We start from the raw sequence: 13,481 nt of genomic DNA on the forward strand, positions 1-13,481 counted from the left end.
ATGAAAAAATATATCAATATCTGTCTGATTCTTCTGACATTCGGACTTTTCTTCAGCTCCTGCGACCTGGATGCACCATCACAGTCGGCAGCCGAAGGATCGGTCGTCCTCTCCATTGAGGCACTGGCCGAAGGAGCGGTAATGGGCATCCACCAGTCGTTCGGGGAGACCAACTCCTACCGCGGACGTTTTTTACCCTACTACGGCATCAACAGCGATGTGGAGTGGATCAACGGCATCAACCCCACCCAATTAAACGATGCAGGCAAGTACGAACTCTCTACCTACGCCGCCTCCCCCGGAAACACGCAGATGAACACAGACAACAATGCCTGGGCCAAGTTCTATGAAGGAATTGAACGAGCCAACAAAGCTATCGAAGGGCTGCGCGACTTCGGCAACGTGGAGGAAAACCCACGTATGGCACAACTGCTTGGTGAAGCACTCACTTTACGGGCAGTGATTTATCTCGACCTGGTGAAAGCATGGGGTGATGTACCGGCACGCTTTGAGCCGATCACCACTGAGACACTCTACCTCCCGCGAAGTGACCGCGATGTCATTTACAAACAGCTGTTGGCTGACCTGGATGAGGCAGAAGAGCTAGTGGCATGGCCGAACGAAACCAACATCACTGCCAGTACTGAGCGAGTCAACAAGGCGTTCGTGAAAGGACTGATGGCACGCGTCGCCCTCTATGCCGGCGGATACTCACAGCGAGCCGATGGTGTGCGCCGCAGCACAGACCCCGAGCTGAGTGTCGATAAGATGTATGCTCTCGCAAAAGAAAAAACCATCGAGGTGATTCAACAGGGATCCAACACACTGGGATCCTTCGAACAGAACTTCCGTCTGCTATGCCAGGATGATGTGACCGCCGGAAAGGAGTCACTCTGGGAAATTCCCTTCTCCGCAGGCCGCGGACGAGTGCTCTTCACCCTGGGTGTGCAACACAGGGCTGCTGACCAGTATACCGCTCAAAACAGGGGCGGCACCAACGGTCCCCTGCCTTACCTTTTCTACGACTACGACGTAGAGGACTTGCGGCGTGACGTTACCTGCGTACCCTACGAGTGGTCTAACTCAAATCCGAGTCACCAGCAGCTCAGGAGCATCGACAACTGGTGCTTCGGCAAACTGCGCTATGAATGGATGAATCGCAGAGTAACCTCCACCAACGACGACGGCATTAACTGGCAATACATGCGCCTGGCTGATGTCTACCTGATGGCTGCCGAAGCGATCAATGAGCTGGAGGGTCCCGCTGCAGCGGCACCCTACCTGAAGTCAATCCTCGACAGGGCACTGCCGGCAGAGAAGGTGACCGCCTACATGTCGCAGGCTACCGCCAGCAAGGATTCCTTCTTCAATGCGATCGTCGACCAGCGCGCCCTGGAGTTTGCAGGCGAAAGTCTTCGCAAGGCAGACCTGATTCGCTGGAACATGCTCAAAACAAAGCTTGATGAGGCCAAGATGAAGATGACACAGCTTATCAACCGAGAAGGGCCCTACGCTGATCTACCCGAGAAGCTCTATTTCAAGACTGCAGACGACAACGAGACTCTGATCATCTACGGACTGAACCACGGAGACAGCGATGAAATCGGAGCCAGCCTCGGTTACGAGGGCAGCACCACCTGGTTCGACACTGACGATCTGACACCGGAACTGATCAATGCGCTCTACCAGAACGATCCTGATCAGAACCAATTCTGGCCCATCTGGCAGACATTCATCGACAGTAGTAACGGACAATTAACGAACTAATCATTATGGAAAGAAAACAGAAATACAGTATCGCACTACTCGCCTTCCTGGCAGCAGCGTTGTTCAATTTCAGCTGTACCGATGACAGAGCTGAGGAGCTTTCATCGATCGATTACGAGAGACTCTTCTCTCCCATCAAGATTGAAGCGTTCGTGATCAACCGCACCGACGCACGGCTGAGCTGGACACTCAACTCGAATGTAGAGTCTTACTCGCTGGAAGTTTTTGCCGACGACAGCCTCACTTTTGCCGGCACACCGGTGAGGACCTACAACGATGTGACTGGTGATCAGCTCCCCTATTACATTCGCGAACTCGACGGCGAGACGCAGTACTCGGTGCGGATCAAATCAGTGGCTGCCGGCAAGACTGAATCTAAATGGAGTGGCGTGTCTTTCAAGACCGGTACGGAGAATATCTTCCTTCCTTTCCAGGATGGTGATGTGAAAGCTACTTCGGCAACCCTTCGCTGGACACCGGGCAAAACGCTCACCACAATCATGCTCGAGCCGGGAGGCATCCAGCATACGGTGACTGCCGGTGAGATTGCTGCCGGCATCGCTACCATCGAAGGCTTAACAGCTGAGACAACCTACACGGCGACCCTGAAGAACGGGGCAAAAACAAGGGGTATCGTAGAGTTCATGACACTGGTGGATATCGGCAACGCTATTGCCGTTTATCCGGAAGATGACCTACTTGCCCTGCTGGCCGCCGCCAACGACGGAGATGCATTCGCCCTCTTCCCCGGCAGCTACGGCGCAGGTGACATGTTTGTGGTGAACAAAACCATTGAGATCAAGGGTGTCTATCCTTACGACAAGCCAGTACTGAACGGCTACATCTCGTTGGAAGATGGAGCAGGCCTGCTGCTCAAAGATGTGACACTCGACGGTGGTGCATCACAGGGACAAAGCATTGTCTTCAACACCGGTGAAGTTACCTACAACGCCCTTACCGTGGAAGGATGCGAGATCAGGAACTTTGTGAAAGGGGTTTATTACCTGAACGTTGCATCCCTGGTGGAATCAATCACCTATCACAACAACCTCATTTATAACATTGTCTGTGACGGAGGCGACTTTATGGATTCCCGTAAGGGTGCATTCAACAGCCTGACCTTGACCAACAACACCATTTACAACAGTGCAACGGGACGTGATCTGATTCGCTATGACGATGCTTCAGGCAGCTTCCCGGGAATGACTTCTACCATCCTGGTGGATCACAACACCTTGCATGGTGTCTGCAACAGTTCATCCAAGCGGTTGTTCTACGTACGATTCAAGGAGAATAAGATTACCTTCACCAACAACATTGTGGCAGAAACAGCTGCCATCTTCACCAATCAGAACAACACCGATCCTTCTCCCACCTTCGGCGGAAACAACTTCTTCAATGCCCCGAACCTCTTCTCGGCATCAGGAAGCTCATCGAAATTTTATGATGACTCTGCCGACAGCGAAGATCCGGGCTTTGTAAATGCGGCCAACGGAGACTTCACCGTCACCAATGAATTGCTGAAAGCGAAAGGGACCGGTGACCCCCGCTGGATAAACTAACCCAAGACCCTATACCAGTTTACGTGACTCTTTTTTAAAGAGTTACGCAAACTGGTATTGTGACTAAAACTGTAACAACTGAAAGAATGAAGAATTATTTTTCGATTCTCCTGCTGATTTCCCTTCTGATTTCCTGCAAGGAAAATGCTCCGGACAATCGTACCTACCCTTATACTCATCTCTATGATGGGCTCCCTTTCGAAATGCCACAGGTCGAAATCCCAACCTTTCCCGAAAACCATGTCAGTGTGGCCGACCATGGTGGCAAACCTGACGGCATCACCCTCAACACCAAAGCCTTTGAAGATGCCATGCAGGCACTCTCAGAGAAAGGAGGTGGTACACTGACCGTACCGAAAGGGGTCTGGTTCACCGGGCCTATCGTCTTCCGCTCGAACATCAACATGCATCTTGAAAAAGGAGCACTGATTCTTTTCTCCCCCGACAAGGATCTATACCCGCTGGTGGAGACCGTCTTCGAAGGTCTCGACACCCGCCGCTGCCAATCGCCCATCTCAGGACGTAACCTTGAAAACATCGCCATCACAGGTGAAGGATCCATCAACGGTTCGGGTGAGGCATGGCGACCCCTAAAAAGAGAGAAGGTGACTGAGAGCCACTGGAAAAAGGTGGTTCAATCTGGTGGTGTGGTGCAGAACGACAATTACTGGTTTCCTTCAACCGCCTCGTTAAAAGGCCATGAGATGAGCGACATGAACGTACCGCGACAAGATCTCACAGAGGAGCAGTGGCAGGAGATCAAAGATTTCCTGCGCCCCGTGATGGTCAGCTTCATGGAGTGTAAGAACGTATACTTGCAGGGGGTTCTGTTTGAAAACTCCCCGGCATGGAACATCCACCCGCTGATGTGCGAGAATGTGATCGTGGATGGCATCCTGGTGCGTAACCCCAGCTACTCACAGAATGGCGATGGCATCGATCTGGAGTCATGTGTCAATTCTCTTATCGTAAACTCGGTGTTTGATGTGGGCGATGACGCCATCTGCATCAAGTCGGGAAAGGATGAGGACGGAAGGCGGCGCGGGCGCCCCACCGAAAACCTGATTGTGGACAACTGCAAGGTATTCAACGGTCACGGCGGCTTCATCGTGGGCAGTGAGATGTCAGGAGGTGTGCGCAACATTTCAGTGAGCAACTGTCAGTTCCTGGGTACCGACGTAGGACTGCGCTTCAAGAGCAACCGTGGACGTGGAGGCGTGGTGGAGAACATTTACATCTCCGACATCTACATGTTCGACATTGCGACCGACTCGTTTCTCTTCGATCTCTACTATGGTGGCAAGTCGGCATCTGAATCTCTTGCAGACGGGGATACCACGCCGACCGATCAACCTACCTTCCCCGTTACCGAGGAGACTCCTGTATTCCGAAACATCTTCGTGAAGGACCTGGTATCACGCAATGCCCGCAGGGCAATGTTCTTCAACGGTCTGCCAGAGATGAACATCGAAAACATAAACCTGGAGAATGCCTTTGTAACAGCTCGTTACGGCGCTGAGTTCTCAGAGTCGAAAGATATAACCTTTAGAAATGTGACCGTGATCCCGCAAGAAGGCCCGGCCTACATGTTTCACAACGTAAAAAACTTCAAAACGGAAAATCTATCATACGAAATCGGTGAAAGACAAAAGGCAGCAGTGATCACCGGACGTGAGACATCAGGACTTCAACTCTCCGGCCTGCAGGAAGAGCTTGCTGAGATCGCACCGGAAGTGGAGAGCGACAAGGTTGTCTTCAAATAAAAAGCAGAGGTAGTGATGAAAATAACAATGAAACCTGTAATACTCCTCTTATTGCTGTCTTTATCTTTGTCGTTGGGGTGCACAGGACCCAAGCCGGCAAAGATACTGATGGCAGGCGACTCTACCATGGCAGACAAGCCGCTGTCCAAACAGCTAGTGGATAGCCTGACCGGGGAGTCGACAGAAGAGGCGTTTCTGGAAAGAGGCTGGGGGCAATTATTACCTGAGATGATTTCCGATATGGGGAGAGTCCTCAATTATGCCCGTAATGGCCGCAGCACACGCACCTTCGTGGAAGAGGGACTTTGGGGTGAATTGTTCGATCAGATCGCACCGGGTGATGTGGTCATCATCCAGTTCGGTCATAATGATGGGGTAATCACCAAGAGAAGTTACACCAATCCGGCTCAGTTCAGGCTGAACTTTGTGGCGTTCGTCAACGAAGTGAATGCCAGGGGAGCCTACCCTATCCTCTGCACCCCGGTCGCCCGTCGCAGGTTCGATGAAAAGGGAGTACTACAACCAACTCATGGGGAGTATCCCGATATCATTCGCTCAGTGGCCACTCAGGAGAAGGTGCCCCTCATCGACATGGAAGTACTCACCTCAAAATGGTTACAAGATGCCGGCATGGAGGGATCAAAACAGTTTTTCCACAAGCTCCCTCCCGGTGTCAGCAAGCTCTATCCTGAAGGGATTGACGACAACACCCACTTCAACGAGCAGGGAGCCAGGGAGGTAGCCCGAATGTTTGTCGACGCGGTCAAAAAACAGAATGTTGAACCACTGACTCATTTACTTAAATAACAAATCCCGATGAAAAAATTATTCACATTCCTTTTCCCATTCATCTCTTTGTTGCTTAGTTGCACGGGAGAGAAAGAGGTAACAGCAGATCCCTATTACCTGAGGATGGCCGAGTCGGAAATGCAACGTTACCCTGAGAGCTGGATGGTAGACTTCTCAGAGAAAATCAAATGGAACTACACCCATGGACTGGAGCTGCAAGCAATGATACAGGTATCGGAGAAAAGTGGCGATGAAAAATACTTCCGTTATGCCGAAGCCTATGCCGATACGATGGTCAATGAAGATGGGACCATCAAGACCTATGTACTTGAAAAATACAACATCGACCACATTAACCCCGGTAAGATGCTCTTTCCAATCTATGAGAAGACGCAAAACCCCAAGTACCTGAAAGCCCTTCAGCTACTCAGAAGCCAGATGGAAACCCACCCGCGCATCTCCAACGGTGGCTTCTGGCACAAGCAGATCTACCCCCACCAGGTATGGCTCGACGGTCTTTACATGGCAGGCCCCTTTTTGGCGGAATACGGCAAACGATTCAATGAACCGGAACTGTTCGATGAGGTGACACTTCAACTCACCACCGCCTGGGACGACCTGATTGACGAGGAGAGCGGTCTGCTCTACCACGGTTGGGATGAGAGCCGCGAACAGCGGTGGGCCGACCCGGTCACCGGGCGCTCACCTCACTTCTGGTCACGAAGTATCGGTTGGTACATGATGGCAATGGTCGATGTGCTGGACTTCTTGCCGGAAGACCATCACCAGAGGGCTGAAATCATCGAACAACTGAACCATATTGCTACTGCCATAGAAAAATATCGTGACCCTGTAACGGGAATGTGGTATCAGGTAACCGACCTGGGCGAAAGAGAGGGCAACTACCTGGAATCGTCCGGCTCCATCATGTTTATCTACAGCTGGGTGAAAGGCGCACAAAAAGGCTACCTTCCTGATGCTTTCCTGCAAAAGGGTACAGAGGCATATGATCAATTCCTGGAACAGTTTATCCGTGAAAACGAAGACGGCACCATCTCGGTCACCGACGTCTGCTCCGTAGCCGGCCTGGGGGGTGAGAAGCGGTACCGCGATGGCAGTTTCGAATATTACATCTCGGAACCGATACGGGATGACGATCCCAAAGCCATTGGTCCGTTCATCATGACAAGCATATTGTTGGAGCGGTAATAAAAAAAATATAACTTTGACTCATGACGCACAATCCAACCATCCTACTGATAATCTCAGTTTTGTTATCTACTGCCAACTGGGTGGCGGCACAGACACCAGCCTTTCCCGGCGCCGGGGGTGCCGGCATGTTCACAACCGGTGGGCGTGGAGGAGAAGTGCTCTATGTCACCTCCCTCGATGACTCCGAAGAGCCTGGCACACTACGTTGGGCCATACGTAAGAAAGGTCCCCGTATCATCTTATTCAAGGTGTCCGGGGAGATACGTCTTAATAGCCCGCTGAAGATCAACAACGGCGACTTGACCATCGCCGGCCAATCGGCTCCTGGTGATGGCATCTGCATCAGCAACCACGAGACGGTGATCAGTGCCGACAACGTAGTCATCCGCTTCATCCGCTTCCGGCTGGGAGACAGGGCTCAGAAGGCGGTTGATGCGTTATCAGGGTTCAGGAACGAGAACATCATCATCGACCACTGTAGCATGAGCTGGGGAGTAGATGAACTCTCCTCTTTTTACGACAACCGTAACTTCACCATGCAATGGTGCTTCATCACCGAAAGTCTCAGAAACTCGGTACATACCAAGGGAAGACATGGCTACGGCGGCATATGGGGCGGCCAGAACGCATCGTTCCACCACAATCTGCTTGCTCACAACGACAGCCGCAATCCGCGCTTCTGTGGCAGCCGTTACTCCAACCAACCCGATCTGGAGAAGGTGGATTTTCGCAATAACTTGATTTACAACTGGGGAGCTAACAACATCTACGCCGGTGAAGGTGGCGAATACAACCTGGTAGGGAATTATTTCAAGCCGGGGCCTGCCACCGGGAACAGTGCCTCTAAACGAATCCTGAACCCCGATGCGGACAACGGCAAAAACAACCAGCCGTCTGGCATCCATGGTCGATTCTATCTCGAGGGGAATATCCTGGAGGGTAATGAGTCGGTCAGCAACGACAACACGCTTGGAGTGGAAATGGGAAGTACTTTTGCTCAATTTGCCCCACAGGTAAAGCGAGAGAATATTATTGCTACGGAGCCCTTTCCAATGGTCCCGATCACTACCGATGAAGCAGCGCAAGCCTACGAAAAGGTGCTGCGCTTCGGTGGCTGTTCACTGGTGAGAGATCTTCATGACGAACGGTATGTAGAGGATGTGAAAGCTGGTTCCTACACCTTTGAGGGCTCTGGTGGCAGCACCGGGGGACTGATCGACAGTCAGGAGGATGTGGGAGGATGGCCCGAGTACCGGACTTTCAATTCATATCTGGACGGAGATGAGGATGGTATTCCCGATGGATGGCTGGAGCAGCACTTTCCCGGTAAAAAGGCGGATGAGTTGAATGAGGAGGGATACACCTACCTGGAGCTCTATCTCCACAGCCTGGTAGCCCATCTGATGGGAAACGAGACTGGTGAAACTGCTAAAAGCGTCCGCCAAACACCCGGTGCCACCAAAAAATTTGTTGTGGACCAACAGGGAGATGGTGACTTTCGTTCGCTTCAGGAGGCAATTGATGCGGTAAGGGCGTTTGACCCTGATTACACCACTGTGATCTATCTGAAAGAGGGAACCTACTATGAAAAGGTGGTGATTCCCGATCATGTGCGAAACCTCAAGATAGTGGGAGAGAACAGGGAGAAGACCATCATCTCCTACAACGACCATGCCCTGTTGAACAATATGGGGACCTTTCAAACCTACACTCTGTTAATCAGGGGTGAAGATATCACCCTGGAGAACCTCACCATCGAGAACAATGCCCCCATGGTAGCGCAGGCGGTAGCCCTCCATACCGAAGGAGACCGTATCATTCTGAAGAACTGCCGGCTACTGGGCAACCAGGACACCCTCTATACCGGCAGGGAGAAGGGAAGGCTCTTCTTCCATAACTGCTACATCGAAGGAACCACCGATTTTATCTTCGGACCCTCAACTGCCTGGTTTGAACAGTGTGATATCCACGCCAAGAAAAACTCATACATCACAGCAGCCAGTACCCCAGCGGACGCATCCTTCGGTTACATCTTCAACCGGTGTCACATCACCGCTGCCGAGAATGTGACCTCCCTCTACCTGGGCCGTCCCTGGCGCCCCCATGCCATGACGCTCTTCATGTACTGCACACTTCCGGCGGCTATCAACCCTTCCGGGTGGGACAACTGGCGCAACCCGGACAACGAACAAACGGCACGTTATGCAGAGTTTAATAACAGTGGAAAAGGAAGCAGACCGGCAGAGAGAGTAGCATGGAGTAAAATCCTTACCCAGGGTGAGGGCGCGTCCATCACCCTTGAAAAGGTGATGGGTGATTTTTATCCTGCAATCATTGCTGAAACAAATCATCTCGAACCATAAACAATCAAGATGAGAAAGACAGAGTACATCCTCATTCCAGCGCTGCTGCTGACAATGCTATTCCTCAGCTGTAAACAAGCTCGACATACAGAGGTGATCTTTAAGGAAGATCCCTCACGGATGAAAATAGATGTCTTTATAGGCGAACACTACTTCACCTCACTGATCTATACCGACAGCCTGGAAAAGCCATTCCTCTTTCCCATCCTTACCGCCTCCGGAAAAACAGTTACCAGGGGCTATCCCATCGATCCCCGTCCCCATGAACGAATCGATCATCCCCATCAGATGGGTCTGTGGTTCAACTTCGGCGATGTGAACGGACTCGACTTCTGGAACAACTCTTCAGCCATCGCACCGGAGAGAAAAAGCCACTACGGTCATATTCAACTCGATTCCATCATTGATCTTGATCCTGATGCAGGAGAACTGAGAACCCTCTCTACCTGGAAAGATTCCCGGAAAAACAGGCTTCTGGAAGAAAGAACAACCTATCGTTTCAGCGGTGATGCGGAACAAAACCGCTTTATTGAAAGAATCACTCATTTAACCGCCCTTCAACAGGTTACACTCAGAAGCAACAAGGAGGGCCTCTTCGCCATCAGAGTCGACAGGGCTTTTGAGGAGCCTGACGAGAAACCGGTCAAACGGCTCGATGCCGCAGCGCTCCCGGCCGATGAACCCTCCGTCAACAATGAAGGAGTCAACGGTCGCTACCGCAACCGTCAGGGTTATGAAACTGAACCGGAGGTGTGGGGTAAAAAAACGCCCTGGGTAGCTCTTCGGGGAACAAAAGAGGGGGAGGTGATCACCCTGGTGATCCTCGATCATCCGCAGAACCCCGGTTACCCCGGCTGGCCCCATGCACGTGGATATGGGCTCTTTTCGATGAACAACCTGGCGGGTAATACCATGAATTCTGCTGACCCACCCATCGAAATTGCGCTGAATCCGGGAGAGGAGATCTCCTTCCGTCACATGCTGATCATCGGTGGAGAGATGAGTGATGAGATGATCAACAAGATGATGAAACAGTTCCATAATCAGTAACAACACAACTATTCACCCTTAAACGACAATAAAATGAAAAAAGAAACAAATCCAATATCCAGGAGAAAGTTCCTGGCTGTCTCCGGAGCCATCGCCGGAACGACCATCGTGAACCCGGCTTCAAACATCCTTGCATCCAACATGGGCAGCAACAGCATGAACAACAAGAAAACAAGGCTGGCCATCGTCGGGCTTGGCATCAGGGGTACCAGCATGTGGGGCAGCAGCCTCACGAGAGAGTATGGCAACCTGATTGAGTTCGTAGGGCTCTGCGACCACAACCCGGGGAGGCTGGCGCTGGGCAAGCAGCTCATCGGTACCGACTGCCCCACCTTCGACAACTTCGAACAGATGATGCGCGAGACCAAACCCGACCAGCTGATCGTCACCACCGACGATGACACGCACGACCACTTCATCGTGAAAGGGATGGAGATGGGCGCCGACATCATCTGCGAGAAGCCGATGGCGATAGACGAGCAAAAGATACAACGAATCATCGATGCCGAGAAGAGAACAGGCAAGCAGTGTAGGGTCACCTTCAACTACCGCTACTCACCCCACCGCGCCAAGATGTGGGAGATTCTCCAGTCAGGTGAGATCGGTGAGCTCACCTCGGTCGACTTCCACTGGTACCTCGACACCTCGCACGGTGCCGACTATTTCCGTCGCTGGCACCGCCTGATGGAAAAAGGGGGATCACTCTGGGTGCACAAGGCCAGCCACCACTTCGACCTGCTCAACTGGTGGATTGGCAGCGACCCGGAGAGCGTCTATGCCCTGGGCGACCTGCAGTTCTACGGCAAGAACGGGCCCTTCCGTGGCGACAACTGCCGCAGCTGCAACCATAAGAAAGAGTGTGATTTTTATTTCGATATCACCAAAAACGAGCGACTGGTGAAGCTCTATGTCGAGAACGAAAAATATGACGGCTACCACCGCGATGGATGCGTCTTCCGCAACGATGTCAACATCTACGACAAGATGGCCGCCACCATTAAGTACATGAACGGCGTGCAGGTGGCCTACTCGCTCACCACCTACTCCCCCTACGAGGGCTACCGCATTGCCTTCAACGGCACAAAGGGACGTATGGATGCCTGGATACAGGAGTCCAACCCCACCACCGATGCCAACTACGACGAGATCGTGGTCTCAAAGAACTTTGGGAAGAGAGAGTATCACCACATCCCGCAGGGCAGTGGACACGGCGGCGGCGACAAGCTGCTCAAGGACCAGATCTTCATCCCCGGCACACCCGACCCGCTGCGGCAAGCCGCAGGCGTACGCGACGGCTCACTGGCCTGCCTGGTTGGCATCGCCGCCAGAAAGAGCATCACCTCGGGCGAAACGGTGATGATCAAAGACCTCACCTCCATTCAGCCCATGGAGAAGAAAGCCTGACAAATGAAACGATTGAGACAATGAGACGGCTCCCTTTCTTCCTGCTGACTGTCATAATGCTTTTACTCACGGCGACATTAAGTTGCGAGAAGAGTATCCCGGTAATTGAACATCCTGAGAAGGATAAGCCGGAGACAGAAAAGCCGGGTGAGACAAGCAACCACACCTATCCCACACCGGTTACCGAGGCGGCCCAGGCCTTCCCCGGTGCCCGGGGGGGAGGAATGTACACCAGTGGCGGCCGGGGGGGAAAGGTGATCCGGGTGACCACCCTCGAGGACAACGGCATGCCGGGTTCACTCCGCCATGCCGTGAATCAGTCGGGAGCACGTATTATCCTCTTCGATGTGAGCGGTACCATCAGGCTGAAGAGCAAGCTGGACATCACACAAGGGAACCTCACCCTTGCCGGCCAGTCGGCTCCCGGCGGCGGCATCACCCTGGCCGACTATCCCGTGGAGATCAAGGCGGACAATGTGATCGTGCGCTACCTCCGTTTCCGCATGGGAGACCTCCAGGTGACCAATGACCAGGATGCATTCGGTGCACGCAACCGCAAGAACCTGATCATCGACCACTGCTCCATGAGCTGGTCTACCGATGAGTGCGCTTCCTTCTACGACAACGAGAACTTCACCCTCCAGTGGAGCATCCTCTCCGAGAGCCTCCGCCTCTCGGTGCACGAGAAAGGATCACACGGCTACGGCGGTATCTGGGGAGGTGTCAACGCTTCCTTCCTCTGCAACCTGCTGATACACCACGACAGCCGCACACCCCGCTTCTGTGGCAGCCGCTACAGCAACAAACCCGATAGGGAGAGCGTTGATTTTCGCAACAACCTGCTCTACAACTGGGGGGCCAACAATGCTTACGGCGCTGAAGGGGGAAGCTATAACCTGGTGAATAACTACTACAAGCCGGGCCCCGCCTCCTCCAACCGCGGCAGGCTGCTACAACCTTATGCCGACGATGGGAAGAATGCCCAACCAAAAGGAACCCACGGTCGCTTCTACCTCAGTGGCAATTACGTGAGCGGCAACAACAGCGTCACCGCGAACAATAGACTGGGGGTACATCTGCACAGCACATTTGCAACACACGCACCCGGCGTGACGCTCGATGATATCCTTGCCGAAAGCGAGTTTGAGATGGCGGAGTCAACCACCGTCAGCGCCGCGGAAGCCTATGAACAGGTGCTTCAACAGGCGGGCAGCAGCCGCAGCCGTGACGCGATAGACAGCAGACTGGTGGAGGAGACCCGTACCGGCACGACAACCTTCAAGGGACTTAACCCGCAGAACAGCGATCCCTACCCCAAGCCGGGCATCATCGACAGCCAGGAGGATCTCAAGCCGGCCGATGCCGGTGCCGACTGGACCGCCTGGCCCTCCCTGGCAGAGGGAGTACTTCCTGCCGACAGTGATGGTGACGGCTTGCCCGACACCTGGGAAATTGCAAAGGGATTGGATCCGCAAACAGCCGATGCAAGCGGTCGTCACCTCAGCACCGCCTACGATAACATTGAGGTCTACCTTAATGAGCTGGCCACCACAACTGAATAAAACATCAGA

General features: G+C 52.9%; 9 protein-coding genes. All 9 read left to right on the forward strand.

The window, feature by feature from the left end; translation table 11 throughout:
- The 9 genes from JS578_06510 to JS578_06550 all read left to right on the forward strand — a co-directional run bounded on the left by JS578_06510 (position 1) and on the right by JS578_06550 (position 13,472).
- Positions 1 to 1,767, forward strand: a complete 1,767-nt coding sequence (locus tag JS578_06510) for a RagB/SusD family nutrient uptake outer membrane protein (protein QRX62569.1) — start codon at positions 1 to 3, stop codon at positions 1,765 to 1,767.
- Positions 1,768 to 1,772: 5 nt separating this feature from the next.
- A complete protein-coding gene (locus tag JS578_06515) occupies positions 1,773 to 3,329 on the forward strand; it encodes a fibronectin type III domain-containing protein (GenBank protein ID QRX62570.1) in 1,557 nt (518 codons plus the stop codon).
- 86 nt (positions 3,330 to 3,415) lie between these two features.
- Positions 3,416 to 5,092: a glycoside hydrolase family 28 protein gene (locus JS578_06520; protein ID QRX62571.1), complete on the forward strand. Its 1,677-nt coding sequence runs from the start codon at positions 3,416 to 3,418 to the stop codon at positions 5,090 to 5,092.
- Positions 5,093 to 5,119: 27 nt separating this feature from the next.
- Positions 5,120 to 5,899, forward strand: a complete 780-nt coding sequence (locus JS578_06525; protein ID QRX62572.1) for a rhamnogalacturonan acetylesterase — start codon at positions 5,120 to 5,122, stop codon at positions 5,897 to 5,899.
- A 9-nt stretch (positions 5,900 to 5,908) separates the two neighbouring features.
- Positions 5,909 to 7,090, forward strand: coding sequence for a glycoside hydrolase family 88 protein (locus JS578_06530; GenBank protein QRX62573.1), 1,182 nt, complete (start codon positions 5,909 to 5,911; stop codon positions 7,088 to 7,090).
- A 23-nt stretch (positions 7,091 to 7,113) separates the two neighbouring features.
- Entirely contained in the window at positions 7,114 to 9,456 is a 2,343-nt protein-coding gene (locus tag JS578_06535; protein ID QRX62574.1) for a hypothetical protein, read from the forward strand.
- Positions 9,457 to 9,465: 9 nt separating this feature from the next.
- Entirely contained in the window at positions 9,466 to 10,506 is a 1,041-nt protein-coding gene (locus JS578_06540) for a PmoA family protein (GenBank protein ID QRX62575.1), read from the forward strand.
- Between the two features lie 33 nt (positions 10,507 to 10,539).
- Entirely contained in the window at positions 10,540 to 11,910 is a 1,371-nt protein-coding gene (locus tag JS578_06545) for a Gfo/Idh/MocA family oxidoreductase (protein ID QRX62576.1), read from the forward strand.
- A gap of 20 nt (positions 11,911 to 11,930) precedes the next feature.
- Entirely contained in the window at positions 11,931 to 13,472 is a 1,542-nt protein-coding gene (locus JS578_06550) for a pectate lyase (GenBank protein ID QRX62577.1), read from the forward strand.
- Positions 13,473 to 13,481: the final 9 nt, after the last annotated feature.

It is taken from the genome of Dysgonomonadaceae bacterium zrk40 (genome assembly GCA_016916535.1).
Classification (GTDB): domain Bacteria; phylum Bacteroidota; class Bacteroidia; order Bacteroidales; family Dysgonomonadaceae; genus Proteiniphilum.

Coding starts and splice junctions, on each gene's coding strand:
- JS578_06510 (QRX62569.1), top strand. CDS start 1: ATGAAAAAATATATCAATATCTGTCTGATTCTTCTGACATTCGGACTT.
- JS578_06515 (QRX62570.1), top strand. CDS start 1,773: ATGGAAAGAAAACAGAAATACAGTATCGCACTACTCGCCTTCCTGGCA.
- JS578_06520 (QRX62571.1), top strand. CDS start 3,416: ATGAAGAATTATTTTTCGATTCTCCTGCTGATTTCCCTTCTGATTTCC.
- JS578_06525 (QRX62572.1), top strand. CDS start 5,120: ATGAAACCTGTAATACTCCTCTTATTGCTGTCTTTATCTTTGTCGTTG.
- JS578_06530 (QRX62573.1), top strand. CDS start 5,909: ATGAAAAAATTATTCACATTCCTTTTCCCATTCATCTCTTTGTTGCTT.
- JS578_06535 (QRX62574.1), top strand. CDS start 7,114: ATGACGCACAATCCAACCATCCTACTGATAATCTCAGTTTTGTTATCT.
- JS578_06540 (QRX62575.1), top strand. CDS start 9,466: ATGAGAAAGACAGAGTACATCCTCATTCCAGCGCTGCTGCTGACAATG.
- JS578_06545 (QRX62576.1), top strand. CDS start 10,540: ATGAAAAAAGAAACAAATCCAATATCCAGGAGAAAGTTCCTGGCTGTC.
- JS578_06550 (QRX62577.1), top strand. CDS start 11,931: ATGAGACGGCTCCCTTTCTTCCTGCTGACTGTCATAATGCTTTTACTC.